General features: G+C 38.5%; 13 protein-coding genes. 9 read left to right on the top strand and 4 right to left on the bottom strand.

Annotated elements, in window-relative coordinates; all coding sequences use genetic code 11:
* Positions 1–542 precede the first annotated feature (542 nt).
* From VXK47_RS18985 to VXK47_RS18960, 6 genes are all read left to right on the top strand, one after another.
* Complete coding sequence (locus tag VXK47_RS18985) at positions 543–2,087, top strand: sensor domain-containing diguanylate cyclase (protein ID WP_435550357.1); 1,545 nt, start codon at positions 543–545, stop codon at positions 2,085–2,087.
* Positions 2,088–2,219: 132 nt separating this feature from the next.
* Positions 2,220–2,540, top strand: a complete 321-nt coding sequence (locus VXK47_RS18980; RefSeq protein WP_435550356.1) for an ankyrin repeat domain-containing protein — start codon at positions 2,220–2,222, stop codon at positions 2,538–2,540.
* Between the two features lie 9 nt (positions 2,541–2,549).
* Positions 2,550–2,852 (top strand): ankyrin repeat domain-containing protein, encoded by a 303-nt coding sequence (locus VXK47_RS18975; RefSeq protein WP_435550355.1) that lies wholly within the window; start codon positions 2,550–2,552, stop codon positions 2,850–2,852.
* Entirely contained in the window at positions 2,852–3,316 is a 465-nt protein-coding gene (locus VXK47_RS18970; RefSeq protein WP_435550358.1) for an ankyrin repeat domain-containing protein, read from the top strand. Before VXK47_RS18975 ends, VXK47_RS18970 begins: the two co-directional genes overlap by 1 nt.
* Before the next feature lie 213 nt (positions 3,317–3,529).
* Positions 3,530–4,966: a sensor histidine kinase gene (locus tag VXK47_RS18965; protein WP_435550354.1), complete on the top strand. Its 1,437-nt coding sequence runs from the start codon at positions 3,530–3,532 to the stop codon at positions 4,964–4,966.
* Between the two features lie 11 nt (positions 4,967–4,977).
* The gene (locus VXK47_RS18960) at positions 4,978–6,336 is read left to right on the top strand and encodes a sigma-54-dependent transcriptional regulator (protein WP_435550353.1); all 1,359 of its coding nucleotides are present in this window, start codon (positions 4,978–4,980) and stop codon (positions 6,334–6,336) included.
* A gap of 2 nt (positions 6,337–6,338) precedes the next feature.
* On the opposite strand, the gene lon is transcribed toward VXK47_RS18960, so the two are convergent.
* Positions 6,339–8,360 carry an endopeptidase La gene (lon, locus tag VXK47_RS18955; RefSeq protein WP_435550352.1) on the bottom strand — a complete coding sequence of 674 codons (2,022 nt, stop codon included), beginning with the start codon at positions 8,358–8,360 and terminating at the stop codon, positions 6,339–6,341.
* Between the two features lie 355 nt (positions 8,361–8,715).
* Between lon and VXK47_RS18950 the strand changes: the two genes are divergently transcribed.
* Positions 8,716–9,486 (top strand): hypothetical protein, encoded by a 771-nt coding sequence (locus VXK47_RS18950; RefSeq protein ID WP_435550351.1) that lies wholly within the window; start codon positions 8,716–8,718, stop codon positions 9,484–9,486.
* A 108-nt stretch (positions 9,487–9,594) separates the two neighbouring features.
* A complete protein-coding gene (locus tag VXK47_RS18945; RefSeq protein ID WP_435550350.1) occupies positions 9,595–10,659 on the top strand; it encodes a sulfite exporter TauE/SafE family protein in 1,065 nt (354 codons plus the stop codon).
* A 149-nt stretch (positions 10,660–10,808) separates the two neighbouring features.
* Here VXK47_RS18945 and VXK47_RS18940 read toward each other — a convergent pair whose 3' ends face one another.
* Together VXK47_RS18940 and VXK47_RS18935 are read right to left on the bottom strand one after the other, a co-directional pair.
* Positions 10,809–12,134 carry a DUF1015 domain-containing protein gene (locus tag VXK47_RS18940; RefSeq protein WP_435550349.1) on the bottom strand — a complete coding sequence of 442 codons (1,326 nt, stop codon included), beginning with the start codon at positions 12,132–12,134 and terminating at the stop codon, positions 10,809–10,811.
* A 157-nt stretch (positions 12,135–12,291) separates the two neighbouring features.
* Positions 12,292–12,891, bottom strand: a complete 600-nt coding sequence (locus VXK47_RS18935; protein WP_435550348.1) for a class I SAM-dependent methyltransferase — start codon at positions 12,889–12,891, stop codon at positions 12,292–12,294.
* Between the two features lie 546 nt (positions 12,892–13,437).
* Between VXK47_RS18935 and VXK47_RS18930 the strand changes: the two genes are divergently transcribed.
* Entirely contained in the window at positions 13,438–13,935 is a 498-nt protein-coding gene (locus VXK47_RS18930) for a peptidylprolyl isomerase (protein WP_435550347.1), read from the top strand.
* Here VXK47_RS18930 and VXK47_RS18925 read toward each other — a convergent pair.
* Complete coding sequence (locus tag VXK47_RS18925) at positions 13,903–14,397, bottom strand: DUF523 domain-containing protein (protein WP_435550346.1); 495 nt, start codon at positions 14,395–14,397, stop codon at positions 13,903–13,905. The two genes, VXK47_RS18930 and VXK47_RS18925, sit on opposite strands and share 33 nt — an antisense overlap.
* Positions 14,398–14,639 lie beyond the last annotated feature (242 nt).

Genomic DNA, 14,639 nt, shown 5'->3' with positions numbered 1-14,639 from the left:
TATAGCTACTTTTGCCTTAAATGCTGCTCCATGATTTCTTCTTAATGTCTTCATTTACCTGCTGCTCCTTTCTGTAATTGTAAGTCAATTTAGAGCAGTTTTACCACTTAAGCAACTGTGCAGTTTTTCCGGGCCACCGCTATTATGATGGTTTTTGTTTTTCGATTGTGATCAAGCCCCTTTGAGGGGCCAGCAATCGTAAAGCCTCCGGCTTTGCCGGAGGATGTTTACTGGCTCTGTAAAGTGAATTTATCCCGGCAATATAGCTAAAAGCATTGGAAATAACTATTATGATTATCGGATGAAATCAATAACTACCAGATTGGGTGTCAGGATCAGCATTTAAAAATAACTGAGGTAATTTTATAGCATTGAATGACCAGTGTATTATATTTTCCAGGTTTTTGCCGACAGAAGAATTGGAATTAAATTTTAAAATATAATCAATTTATTTATTGATATATGCAGTTGATGCCTGCTAATAGCTATTTCGGAAATCATAAAAATATTTTCTGATCAAACAATATAAATCCGGGTATATCATGAACGCAATAGATAAATTGCTTAAAGATGACATACGGCTGCCTTCACCCCCTGCTATAGCGATCCGAATCTTAGAAGCAGTAAAAAAAGATGATTCAAATTATGACGAGCTTACCGATATTATCTTGTCAGATCCTTCGTTGGCGGCAAAGACTTTGAAAGCAGCGAACTCTTCAATCTATGGCTTGCCCCAGAAAGTGGAAAGCCTGAAGAAGGCACTTGCTATTATAGGGCTTACCGCAGTTAAAAATATAGCTCTTTCTTTTATAATCGCCAAGGAAATGCGGACTCATTCGGAAGGTTTCGATTTCGATTTATTCTGGAAACGATCCGTGACTGCCGCAGTTGCTTCAGATTTGTGTGCGGCTTCAATAAGTAAAAAAAATGATGAGGACTTTGTAAGAGGGCTTCTTCAGGATATCGGCATTGTAATAATGTACTTATCCGGGAAAGATGATTATTTAAATATACTTGATGAACATAACGAAAGCGGATTACCAATTGAAATCATAGAAAGCAAAGCTTTTGGTTTTGACCACCAGGAAGTGGGCGCGGAGATTTTAAAGAAATGGGGATTGCCGGAAAGTATCTATATGCCAATCAATTATCACCATAAGAGAAGCGGTTGTCCGGATAAATATGAACTCAGTGTTGATATACTGTATCTTTCCAGCAAAATATCTTCGATTTATCATGATTCGGGCAGTACTGTTTATATTGGGGAAGTAAAAACTCTTATTGAGGATAAATATAAAAAAAATAAAGAAGAAACAGATGGTATGATAGATGCGGTAGCCAAAAAAAGTGTCGAGATGTTTTCGTTATTTGAAATTGATGCCTGCAACATGAAGCCTTATTCACAAATCATTGAGGAAGTAAATGAAGAACTCGTAAAGGTTAATTTATCCTATGAACAATTGTTGATAAAATACAAGGAAGCAAAAGATCAGGCAGATAGTGTGGCTAAAAAACTGAGGGCGGCAAACGAAAAACTCAAAGCAGTATCGATCAGAGACGGTCTTACCGGACTTTACAATCATGTATACTTTCAGAAACAGCTGGATATAGAATTGAGCCGAACTATAAGGTATAGGAAACCGCTTTCACTTATTATGCTGGATTTGGATTATTTTAAAGTAATAAATGATACTTATGGGCACAGGACAGGAGATATCGTACTTCAAAAAATTAGTGCATTATTTATGAATCAGGTTAGGATAAGCGATATCACAGCCAGATATGGCGGGGAAAAGTTTGTAATAATTTTACCCGAAACGGAGCTGAAGGAAGCCGCAGTTCTTGCTGAACGCATCAGGACTTCTGTTGAACAAAACGTAATACGGACCGGTTCAACTGCAATAAGAGTTACAATAAGCATTGGGGTTGCCACCTATCTGCCTTCCGGAAATATTCTGTCCAAATCTGAATTATTGGATGCTGCTGATTCAGCTCTTTATGCTTCTAAGCACAATGGCAGAAATAAATTAAGTATGATAAAATTAACCGGAGAAGGCGAAAGAACCGGAAGAATTGGCCGGTCTTAATTTAAATAAATGAATGGGGAAAGACAGAATCGGATATAAGTTTTAGTATACACTGTACTATTGGGTGCATTACCAAAAAAGCCATTGGTTTACAAAAGTATCTAAATGTTGTGAATTATAAGGGAGATAAAGATGAGTTTATTTAGGGCAGATCGGACGACGGTTTATAAAAGAAGAACAGCAATGTCTATAATAGGAATTATAATGTGTTGGACGATTGCTGCTTTTGCCGGAGTAAATGAAGATTTGGTCAAAGCAACAGGGCGCGGTGATCTGTCTGAGGTGAAACGTCTTATTTCGCAGGGAGCTGATGTCAATACCAAGGTTAATGTTGATACCAAAGTTAAAAACGGTACTGTACTTATGGCCGCTTCTTTGAATGGTTACTGTGAGATTGTGGAAGAATTTCTGTTAAAGGGAGCTGATGTCAATGTTAAGAATGAAGATGGATGAACCGCATTGATGTATGGTTCTTTTAATGGCTACAGGGAGATAGTGGAAAAACTTCTGGCAAAGGGCGCCGATGTCAATGCAGGATATAAAGATGGCAGTACTGCATTAATGTTTGCTTCTGAGAAGGGCCACCTTGAAATTTTGGATTTGCTCCTGCTAAATGGAGCTGATGTTAATGCTAAGAGTGAAAACGGCTTGACTGCATTGATGGCTGCCTCTTTGAATGGCCATCGTGATGTTGTGGAAGAGCTTCTGTTAAAGGGAGTTGCTGTCTCGATGCCATGTATAACAGCAATGGCAGGACTGCATTGATGTATGCTGCCGAGAAAGGACACCGGGAGATTGTACAGTGCCTGCTGGCAAAAGGCGCTGATGTCAATGGCAGGGACAAATATGGCTGGACTTCATTTATGATCGCTTCTTCTAATGGCTATCGTGATGTTTTGCTGGATCTGCTGGCAAAGGGCACTGATATCAATGCCACAGACGACTCCGGTATTACAGCTTTAATGGCAGCATCTTTTGATGGTCGTGGTGAAGTTGTGAAAGAACTTCTGGCTAAAGGTGCAGATGTAAACGCCAGGGATAAAGATGGCTTGACGGCTTTAACTGCTGCTGCTTCAAAAGGTAGCCTTGAGATTGTGCAGGAACTTGTGGCAAAGGGAGCTGATATCAATGCCAGAGATAAAAACGATGTGACTGCTTTAATGATTGCCTCTGCCAATGGTAACTCCGAGATTATAGACCTGCTTATCAAAGCCGGAGCAAAACAGTAGTTTTTAAATATAACCGATCTTCAAGGGCATCCCTGCATTTGTTGGCAATGGCAGAGGTTTTAATATGCCGGATTTATATGAGTTAATGATAACAGGCATAAAATATGACAGGATCGTATTAAATGCGGTCATGCTCTCACTTTAAAGAATTTGCTGATGTGACATTTAAGAAAGGTTTCAACAGTTGGAGAACTTGATGGATGAGGTAGTAAATTGTTCGGAATAAAAAATTATTCTATAAATATACGCAGAAAAATAGTAATCGGGCTTACCATATGTCTTCTTGTGATAGGTTTTGTTGGGGGAAATTCTTACCGGTTTTTGCGTCAGATAGAGCAAAAACAGCGTCTTGTTGAGGTTGCCGATGATCTTAGCAATACAATATTTGAGATAAGAAGGTATGAAAAAAACTTTCTTCTCTATGGTTCCCAGGATGATCTTGCTGAAAACAAGCGTTATATTAAAAAGGGCCTTAAAGTACTTTCAACTATTTCCGGTGATATGAAAAAAATGAAAGGTGCGCCACAGATCGGATTGATTGAAAATGGATTTGCTGAGTATGAAAAGCTAATGGATAAAATGGCCCTTTGCGTTGTTGATGGAAGAAGATCCTGTGTAAATGATCTTGAAGACAGATTAAGGGTGGAAGGCAAAAACCTTGTAGACAGGTCCATAGCCCTTGTCAGTTTTGAGAGAGAAAGAATTCTTGCAATTATAGCTCAATTGAAAAAACATATTTTTGTTAATGTTACATTGTTTTTGTCTATGGGGATGTTTTTAATACCGATTATGGCAAGAAAAATAATAAAGCCTTTGAGAATAATTGAAAAGACAACCGTTCAGATAGCAAATGGTAATTTTAATTTTATTCCTGTACGAAACACAAAAGATGAAATACAAAGGGTGATAGAAGCATTTAACCGCATGGTTGCAGAACTTGAAAAACGCCAGGAACAACTGGTGCAAACGAAAAAATTGTCATCTATAGGTATTCTTACTTCAGGCATTGCCCACCAGCTCAATAATCCATTAAATAATATTTCTACTTCCTGCCAGATACTTTTAGAAGAAGGCAGCAAAGCGGACCCGGAATTTATGCACAGAATGCTTTCCAATATTGAACAGGAAGTCAACAGGGCAAGAGATACAGTAAAAGGGCTTTTGGAGTTTTCGCGTGACAGGGATTTTGCTCTGGTTCCGGCTTCTCTTGATGAAGTAGTGGAACGCTCAATAAGACTTGTCTCAAGCCAGGTGCCTTCCGGAATAGAGATTCAAAAAAACATACCGAAAGATTTGGTGTTAGATATTGATAAACAGCGTATCCAGGAAGTTTTTCTTAATCTTATGATCAATGCGGTTCAGGCTATTGAAAGCTCATCCGGCATTATAAAAATATCTGCAAAACCGGATCGCGCTGCAAGCATGGCAGTAATAACTTTTGAAGATACGGGGGGCGGAATACCGGAAGAGAATTTTGATATGATTTTTGACCCATTTTTCACAACAAAAGAAGTGGGCGTGGGGACCGGCTTGGGTCTTTCGATAGTTTATGGGATTTTGCAGCAGCATAAAGGTTCTATTTCGGTTGAGAGCAAGCTTGGAGAAGGCACCAGGTTTATAATCAATCTGCCCTTGCATCATAGGTCATGAAGGATACTATAATGGCAAAAACTGCCCGGATATTAATTGTAGATGATGAAAAGATTGCAAGAGAAAATCTGGATCATATCCTTAAAAAAGAAGGATATGAAACCGTGCCTGCTGAAAGCGGCGCCGTAGCTATAAAGGAGCTTGAAAAAACAGAATTTGATCTTGTGCTCACAGACCTTAAAATGCAGGTGGTTGACGGACTTAAGGTCCTTGAAAAAACAAAAGAGCTGTATCCTGATACGGAAGTTATAATTATAACAGGATATGCAACTGTTGCTACTGCGGTTGAAGCAATGCAGGGCGGGGCTTTTTATTACATACCAAAGCCGGTTAAAATAGATGAAGTCAGGTTGCTTGTAAAACAGGCCCTTGAAAAAAAATCTTTAAAAAAAGAAGTTGCAGAACTTAAACTTCGTGTCGGAAGCAAAAAAGAAGTTACTTTTATTACCGGCAACAATCCTAAAATGGACAGCCTGAAAAAGACTATAGAACAGATTGCTCCAACGGATTGCACTGCGCTTATACTCGGCGAAACGGGAACCGGCAAAGAGCTGGTAGCTAAAATGATTCACCAGTTAAGCAATCGGCATGAGAATAGATTTCTTGCAGTAAACTGCGGTGCCTTTAATGAGGAACTGCTTGCAAATGAACTCTTTGGGCATGAAAAGGAAGCTTTTACAGGGGCACGCGGGATAAAAAAAGGCTTGCTGGAGGTTGCAGAAGGAGGAACTGTTTTTCTGGATGAAATAGGGGATATGCCTCTTTCCATGCAGGTAAAACTATTGCGGGTCTTACAGGACAGGACATTGATAAGAGTTGGCGGAACCGATGAAATTGAGGTTGATATCCGCGTGATTGCAGCGACAAATAAGAATCTTGTGCTGGAAATAGAAGAAGGAAATTTTCGTCAGGATTTATTTTATCGCCTTAATGTTATCACTCTACACGTTCCGCCTCTTGCGGAAAGAAAAGAAAGTATTCCTGTTTTATGTATGTATTTTCTGAAAAAATTTTCCGAAATGCAGGGGAAAAAGATAGATAAAATTTCTGATGATGTAATAGCTATTCTTGAAAGCTATGAGTATCCCGGCAATATACGCGAACTGGAGAATATTATTGAACACGCTGTGGCGATGGCAGGTGGGAATATAATTGAAATGCATCATCTTCCGGCAGATTTCCAGCAGCTCAAATTCAGGATACAAAGCAGGAGGCAAAGAGAATTTCTGACACTGGAAGAAAATGAAATGGAGTATATTGCGTGGGTGCTTGATCAGGTTGAAAATAAAAAAACCAAAGCAGCTGAAATCCTTGGTATAGACAGGGTGTCTTTATGGAGAAAGCTGAGAAGATATAACCTTGAAAGCTAATATTACTGCATCACAAGTTTTGCAATAGATGGGATTTCATCTGCAAGTACAATTTCAACCCCTTCCCTGGCTTCCGGTTCTAAATTGGCGATATCCGTTTCATTTCGCTTCGGGAAAACAACAATTTTTATTCCGCTTCGCTGAGCAGCAAGTATTTTTTCACGGATTCCGCTTATACCTAATATTCTTCCGCTTAAAGTCAGTTCTCCGGTCATTGCAATATCGTTTCTTGCCGGTTTGCCTGTTAAAAGAGAAATAAGGGCGACGGCAATTGTAATGCCGGCCGATGGCCCGTCTTTTGGTATTGCTCCTGAAGGAATATGGATATGAATATCCCGCTCATTAAAAAAATCCGGATCTATTCCAAACAGCTCGGCATTGCTTCTTACGAAACTCAAAGCTGTCTGGGCGGATTCCTGTAAAACATTACCCATTGATCCTGTAAGTATAAGTTGCCGGTTTCCTTTCATCAGGCTTGCTTCAATAAAAATAATTTCTCCTCCGAATTCCGTCCACACAAGTCCGGTTGTAATTCCGGGCTTATTTTCTCTTTCAGCGATTTCATGGGAAAATTTTCTGGGACCAAGAAGCTTTTCTACCAGTGCCGCATCAACAATAATTGAATTTGTATTATTTGATAAGTTATTATTTTGAAGGGAGAGTCTTGCCATCTTGCGGAATATTGTTGCAATTTCGCGTTCAAAATTGCGCAGCCCCGCTTCCTGTGTATAGTTATGAATTATTTTTGAAATGGCATCATCTGAAAATTTAACATCAAATCCGGATAAGCCATGTTCTTTTATCTGGCGCGGTATCAGATGAATCCTTGCAATATGTATCTTTTCTTTTTCCGTATAGCCTGAAAAACGGATTACTTCCAATCTGTCCAAAAGAGGTGCAGGAAGCCTTTCAACCATGTTTGCAGTTGAAATAAACATTACTCCTGAAAGATCAAAGGGAGCATCGAGATAATGGTCGGTGAAATGGCTGTTTTGTTCAGGGTCAAGGATTTCCAAAAGAACAGAAGCCGGGTCTCCGTGGAAATCCTGTCCGATTTTATCAATTTCATCAAGCATAAAAACAGGATTAGCCGTTTCTGCACGCTTTATTTCATTAATAATTCTTCCAGGCATTGCTCCAACATATGTTTTTCTATGTCCACGTAAATCAGCTTCGTCTCTCAATCCGGCAAGCGAAATACGAACGAATTTTCTTCCCAAAGCCTCTGCGATTGCTCTTCCAACCGAAGTCTTACCGGTTCCGGGAGGGCCTGCAAAGCAAAGTATGGGGCTGCGTGTCATTTGTATATGCTTTTTTATTTCTATAATCTGGCGAACGGTTTGTCGCAGTTCTTCAAGATTTATGGGTTTGGGAAGGTAATGGAAGGCACCTTTTTTCAATGCGTCTACAGCTGAATTGACTGTTGCAAATCCGGTTATCATCACAATTTTTGTGTGAGGAGATATTTTTTTCGACAATTCCAGAAGCTGCATGCCATCCATCTTTTCCATCTTAAGATCGGTCAGCATCAGATCTACATGCTGTTCTTTCAGAATATTTATTGCTTCAAGACCGTTTGCGGCAGTGCTTACCGCATAACCTTCCTTGCGCAATATATATTCAAGGTTAGTCCTTGCGATTTCTTCATCATCAACAACTATGATATGAAATTTCTGGAGACTGAAAAGAGTTCTTACGGAAAGATATTCAAGCACACGTTCTTTGATGGCATTTAAACCGTAATGTTTTGAATCCATTATATTTTCAGCATGATTCAAATCAAGATTGTCATCTGTGAAAACATGCCATGGTAAAGACAGAAGGTATTCAATATAATTAAAACCTATGCTGTATTCGGGAGCAGATGGGTCCATATTCTCCATACGTTCAAGTTCCCTGATTGCAAGTAAAGTAAGAGAATCGGATAATCCCGCTTTTTCGATTGAAGTGCGGAGTTCTGTAAGTTCCGGATTGGATTTTTTATTTTCATCAACTTGTTTTTCAGGCTTTTTCGTAAAAAGCATAATGCCATCCTTTCTTGAATATTAGATATTTTTTTTATTTATCGAAAAATATCGACAATAGCAACTGTTTCCAATCAATAATATGTTGCATATCGTAACGGGTGTTCACTCAATGTAACATATCCATAACATCCTTATATTATATTGTAAAATATCTTTTATGAATTTTATGTTGCATACTGCAATATGAGCTGAAAAACAAAGGATAAAATGAATGTACTATATATATTATTATTACAAGTAGTTATAATTGATATTAAGTTATGGCACAATACTTGAAGTGAAAAAAATCAAACGAACAAAGCATTTTTTGTCTGATTATGTGCAAAATCATAATAAAAAGGTTAGGTTATTTGTGAATACAAAAACTGATTCGGAAAACAGCAAAATACAGGAACGAAGAAAAATTCTGGTAGTTGGCGAAGACGGCTTATTTTCAGAAAGTTTAATTGATTATGCTGTTTCAGTAGCTAAACGACTTAACTATGACATTCTTGCATTAAGTGTTATTCGTAATGACCTGGTTCAACTATCCGATAAGTCAGAAAAAAGAATTAACAAATCATTTGAGATCAAGGCAGCTTCGGGCGGAGTAGGCTATAGCTATTTACTTCGATTTGGTGAAGCAGGCGTAATAGTTGAAAAAATTATTCATGAAATAAAAAGAATAGGATTTGTAATAACCGGATCTGACGATAGCAAGGAAAAAATTGCTGCAAAAGTTACGATACCGGTTTTCAGTGTTTTTTTAAATAAAAATATAAAAGGAGGTAAGAAAATGGCAAAGGAAATTAATAAAAAGAAGCCTGTAGGTAAAACTTTGGGTTATGGTGCAATAACTGTAGCCTTCTACGCAGCGGTTTTTACAAATGCTGATATAGTAACAAACTACTTCTCAAGAGGCGGCTGGTATGCGGCGTTGCCGATTCTGACTGTTTTTGCTTTTTCATTTGCTCATGGGGCATTTGCAAGTAATTTTTGGTCTCTTATGGGAATTGAAGCAGCTCGTGCCGATGTCAAAGTTGTAACTATTGAAAAGAGTGTTCAGGATGATGTGCAGACTAAAAAGGTAGCCAGAAAAAGACCGCGGGCTCGTGCATATATCAATCCGTTTCACAGGATATAACAAAACAGTTGTTGAGTTGATAAGCTTCTTCTTATCAACTCAACAATTAAATAACTTATGAAGTATCTATTTTGATTAAATTGCAATAAATTATTCAGAGGAGGAAATATGCACGATCTGGCTGCGGAGAGTTTAAAATTTATTGATTTGAATATTATGTCGATAGTGTTTTTGTTCATAGTGGGTTTTATAGGAGGGCTTGTAAGCGGCTTTATAGGTTCAGGAGGAGCATTTGTCCTTACCCCTGGAATGATGAGCCTTGGAGTGCCTGCAACTGTGGCTGTTGCAAGCAACATGTGTCATAAATTTCCCAAAGCCATGGTGGGAGCATACAAACGGTTCAAATACGGCCAGGTGGATATAAAGCTTGGACTTGTTATGGCAGCTTCGGCTATAGGAGGGGTTCAGGTCGGTATTCAGATTCAGAACTATATCCTCAATAAATGGGGAGAAGCCGGTTCCAATCTTTATGTAAGCTTATCTTTTGTAGTAATTCTTGTGCTTGTGGGAGGGTATGTTTTTTATGATGCATGGAAGATATCAAAAACAGGCGGTGTCGAGAAAGTAACCGGGCTTGCCCAGAAACTCCAGTCCATTAATCTTCCGCCAATGATTCATTTTAAAAAGGCAAACCTAAGAATTTCCCTGTGGTTTACTGTACCGGTCGGCTTTGCAACAGGCATGCTGGCGGCAACAATTGCCGTGGGCGGATTTATCGGAGTGCCGGGAATGATATATGTAATAGGAGCATCAAGTATTATAGCATCTGCTACTGAGCTTGTTATAGCATTTGTTATGGGTCTTGGCGGTTCAGTGAACTGGGCGATTCATGGAATGATCGATATCCGTCTGACATTGATTATTCTTGCAGGGTCTCTTCTAGGTGTTCAGTTGGGAGCGATAGGAACAACATATGTAAAAGACCACATGATCAAAATTGTAATGGGTACGATTATGCTTCTTGTTGCGATCAGCAGGGCTCTTGCAATACCAAAGTATTTGACTCAGCTTGGTCTGATGTCTATAGATACAGGCAAGATAGATCTGATGTCGAAAGTAAGCTTTATAATTATGTGTTTTGCGCTTGTGGTCGGTGCATTAATCATTCTTGGAAGTATGTGGAAGGCAAGATCACCGAGATTTACAGTGGAAGAAAGCTACGGAAAAGCATAATGTAATAATCTTAAACAAAGAATTAAAATGTTTCGGCAAGTCACACCCTGATGGGGTTTTCTAAGGCTTCTCCTGTTACAAAGGAGAAGCCTTATTTTTTTGTGAAGTTGTTTACGGCAACAAGAAACAAGAAAATTATTGCACCAAATTTAAAAAAGCTTGTTCATAACCTGGCCAGTAATAACCTTGGGGTAAAAATAAGTTGATTTTCTCGGCATTATCAGGCCTTCACCCGCGACTTTCTGGACCTGTTCTATTTTTGTGGGATTAAGAATAAAAGCCATATCGTATTTGCCTGAAATTATATTTTCCATGGCTTCTTTATCGGAGCTTGAGTAAGAAATAAGATTTTCATTATCCAGGCCTGTCTGGTCAATTCCGAGAACTTCAGTAAGAATCAGTCTTGTAAGTATGGTTACATCAAGATCCATCAGGGATTCGGATAATTCATTGCCGAAAAGCTTCTTCATAACACCGGGTTTGGGAGATATAATATAAAAATTATTATTGTTTTTCAGCATCACCCCGATTTTGTTTTTTAATTCTTCCTTCCTTAGTGATGAGATGAACAGATCTTTTGTTTTTTCAGTATCGTTTTTGCCTGCCAAAATTTCCGTAATATCAAAATACTCCGAAGCCTTTTGCACAAAGCCGGAAAGATTCTGATTATCTACACCGCTTAACAAACGGTGAGCCGGCAGTATAATCAATCCCGGGTCTTCCATGCTGCAGATAAACATCATTATAAAATTGGCAGGATGTGTTGGCGAAAAATCAGGGTTATTTTTTGATACCCATTCCCTGTAGTTGAGTGCTGTTTCATACCGGTGATGTCCGTCTGCAATATAAAGGATTTTATCATTAAAAGCTGATGAAATGCTTTTTTGTATAATTGTATCATTTATCTTCCAAAGTCTCTGACGATGACCTTTGCCGTCTATGAAATCGGAATCGGCAGGGATTTCGGGAGCTTTCATTTCCATAGCATTAAGAGCATCGATTTTGCCTGAATACAGGGAAAAAATCGGGCTGAAATTGGCATGGCAGGCTTTAATAAGCTTAAGTCGTTCCGACTTGGTTTTTGAATAAGTTTTTTCGTGTGGAAGAATGATTCCCTTTTCGAAAGGTTCAAGACCGACAAGAGCTGTAAGTCCGAAACGCCTGAATATTTTGTCTTCAACCGGAAAATCAATAGCAGTCAGATAAAAAGCAGGTCTTTTGTCTGCAATAAGTATTTCTTCGGAAAGCCATTTGTTTAAAAACCCAGCTGCCCTTGTATAGCGATTGTTTTCTTCATTATCTTCATTCGTTTCACTTCCCAGAATAAGACGGATTATGTTCTGAGGATGCCTGTTATGAAAATATACCTGTTCTTCTTTGTTGATAACATCATATGGAGGTGTGGTAACATCAGCTAAACTGTCTATTTTCTTTGGGTTATAAAGAATCCCGTTAAAAGGGATTACGTTTGCCATTTTATTTGTTTCCTTTTTAATTTATTCTGCGTATTTGATAGTTTCAGACAGAGTTTTATATTTAATGTCAAAAAATAACTTAGAACAGATACTAGAAAGATTCTTACAGTTCAAGTAAAAGGTTTTATAAAATGCCGGCAAGATAAGAAGGGTAGGGCTATTTTCTGGCAATCAACCAGAGCCCGCCTTGCTCTTCAATTTTGCAATTATCCGTTAAACCGGAGTCTTTCACTATTGTTTCCAATTGTTGGATATTAATCCGTTTCCTGCCAAGGCGGTTGTTCAACTCGCGGGATTCTTCAGAAATTTCGTCTATAAATTTTTGTGGGGTATCTTTGCCGAATCCACCACCGACAAAGGCAATTCCACCATGTTTTAAGACGCGAAATATTTCTGCAAGAAAGTTATCCTTTTCATTTAAGAAGAAAAAGGCCCCTCTTAAAATTACCAGATCGAACTGAAGGTCATCAAAGTCAAGATGATTGAATTCTGTCTGCTTAAAGTTTATTTTTTGCAGGAGTCCCGAATTTAAGATCTCCTGCTTTAAATATTGCAACACTTCTATTGAACTATCTGCAATTGTTATATTAAATTCCGGATAGAATCTTAATAGTCCAATTGAAATACCACCGGAAAAAGGGCCAAGTTCCAAAACTTCTCCGGTGCTTCTCTGATAACTTTCCATTATTTGTAAAGCTATATATGGGTATATATTTTCCCAAAGGTCATTTACTTGTTTAGGTTCATCAATATCCATAAATTTTACTCCCTGGAGCCACAAACGTTTCAGTTTGGTCAAGGTGGGCGAAAATTTTAACCACAGGAATACATTTTGTATTTCGAGTATTAAAATTTGAGCCCAATGCAGAGATCGGCCTGAATGGGACGTTTTGAAACTGGCTCCTTAAAATATTTCAGAGTTCCGGTCGCTTGTATTTCTGCGATAATTTTTGAAAGGATTTGATTGTTTCGGTCAAAAAACCAATACACCAATACCTTGATAACAATCTGAATATATGTAGAATTGTATATAAATTAATATATTATGTCAATAAGAAACTCGTTTTGTGGTTTGAGGACACGAAAAAGCTCCTGCCCATCCTGTTAATCCTGTCTGAAATTTCGGCAAATCAATTCTCATAGAATAATGACCATGGTATTGATTTTTAGCATAAGCGCTTTGTAAAAAGCAGGAAAACATGATAAGTGAAAAAATCACCAACAGATAAGCTTAGGGTGAAAGGCCGTATTTTTAACCGTTAATCTGGTATCAACAAACCAACTAAAATAAAAAAGGTGAATTATGACTAAACTGCAATGGGACAGCCCTCCTGAAATGCAAATTGATCCGACAAAGATGTATAAGGCAGTTATGGAAACAAGCAAAGGTGTTATTGAACTTGAACTTAATCCGCAACACGCTCCAAAAACTGTAAACAACTTCGTTTTCTTAGCCGGTCAGGGATATTATGATGGCATAGTTTTTCACAGAGTGATAAATTCTTTTATGATCCAGGGCGGAGATCCTACAGGCACGGGAATGGGCGGCCCGGGATATAAATTTGAAGATGAGCTAAGAAATAATCCGTTAAAACATGAATCAAAAGTAATATCCATGGCAAATGCCGGACCGAATACAAACGGAAGCCAGTTTTTCATTACTCATTGTCCTCAGCCTCATTTAAACGGAAGACATACAGTATTCGGGAAGGTAACATCAGGACAGGATGTTGTGGATAAGATATGCCAGGGTGATAAAATAGAGAAGTTAACTACGAGCGAAATTTCTGATAAAAAGTAAAGCGTCTTCAATCGTTTTTTCGCTGAAAACACTAATGCCGTTTCTTTCGAAAAGAGCGGCTGTAACACCTTTACCCTGCTTGAGAGTTTTTGTAAAGGTTCCGTCATAGATGAACGTGCTGCCGCATGAAGGACTGTTTTCCTTTAATACTGCCGCCATAATATTATTGCTTATTGCTGTTTCAAGAGCTTTTTCCGCTCCTTTAATAAATGAAGCTGTAACATCATAACCGTTTACGGTTTTTATACCGGTATTATGGTCAAGAACAAGAAAACCGTCTTTACAGGATATTTCGGCAGGTGGCCTTGGTACAGGCAAGCCCCCTGCGACTTCAGGACAAAAAGGGATTATAAGCGATATTGATTTCAGTTCATTTATAATCTTGTCTGATAAAGGGAGAACAAGCCCGTTATAGCTGGTTTGTTCTCCAAGAAGACAGGCGCTCACTAGTATTTTATGCATACTTTTCCCGACGGGGTATAAAACCCATAAGCGCTAAGTTGTTTTATCAAGTTTGTTAATAAAAACGAATATCGAACAAGGAATTTCGAATTAAGAATTATGGGTCTTCGCACATTTGTGTGGGTGACCCCTATATATAGCGGTCATGCAGTGATGACCTGGAATGCACTTGGTTTCCTTTTTGGGTAGAGATCAAACCCCCCCACAGTGGAAGTAGATAGCGGTCCTATAGTGATCTCGGT

The sequence above is a fragment of the Desulfobacterium sp. N47 genome (genome assembly GCF_051233685.1).
Classification (GTDB): Bacteria; Desulfobacterota; Desulfobacteria; order Desulfobacterales; family RPRI01; genus RPRI01.
The sequence above is the reverse complement of the archived record's forward strand: the minus strand, read 5'-3'. Positions and strand labels throughout refer to the sequence as shown.

Bases quoted from the DNA above. Each gene is read 5' to 3' on its own strand.
- VXK47_RS18930 (WP_435550347.1), top strand. From the start codon at position 13,438: ATGACTAAACTGCAATGGGACAGCCCTCCTGAAATGCAAATTGATCCG.
- lon (WP_435550352.1), bottom strand. From the start codon at position 8,360: ATGCTTTTTACGAAAAAGCCTGAAAAACAAGTTGATGAAAATAAAAAA.
- VXK47_RS18985 (WP_435550357.1), top strand. From the start codon at position 543: ATGAACGCAATAGATAAATTGCTTAAAGATGACATACGGCTGCCTTCA.
- VXK47_RS18970 (WP_435550358.1), top strand. From the start codon at position 2,852: ATGTATGCTGCCGAGAAAGGACACCGGGAGATTGTACAGTGCCTGCTG.
- VXK47_RS18925 (WP_435550346.1), bottom strand. From the start codon at position 14,397: ATGCATAAAATACTAGTGAGCGCCTGTCTTCTTGGAGAACAAACCAGC.
- VXK47_RS18980 (WP_435550356.1), top strand. From the start codon at position 2,220: ATGAGTTTATTTAGGGCAGATCGGACGACGGTTTATAAAAGAAGAACA.
- VXK47_RS18975 (WP_435550355.1), top strand. From the start codon at position 2,550: ATGTATGGTTCTTTTAATGGCTACAGGGAGATAGTGGAAAAACTTCTG.
- VXK47_RS18940 (WP_435550349.1), bottom strand. From the start codon at position 12,134: ATGGCAAACGTAATCCCTTTTAACGGGATTCTTTATAACCCAAAGAAA.
- VXK47_RS18935 (WP_435550348.1), bottom strand. From the start codon at position 12,891: ATGGATATTGATGAACCTAAACAAGTAAATGACCTTTGGGAAAATATA.
- VXK47_RS18945 (WP_435550350.1), top strand. From the start codon at position 9,595: ATGCACGATCTGGCTGCGGAGAGTTTAAAATTTATTGATTTGAATATT.
- VXK47_RS18960 (WP_435550353.1), top strand. From the start codon at position 4,978: ATGGCAAAAACTGCCCGGATATTAATTGTAGATGATGAAAAGATTGCA.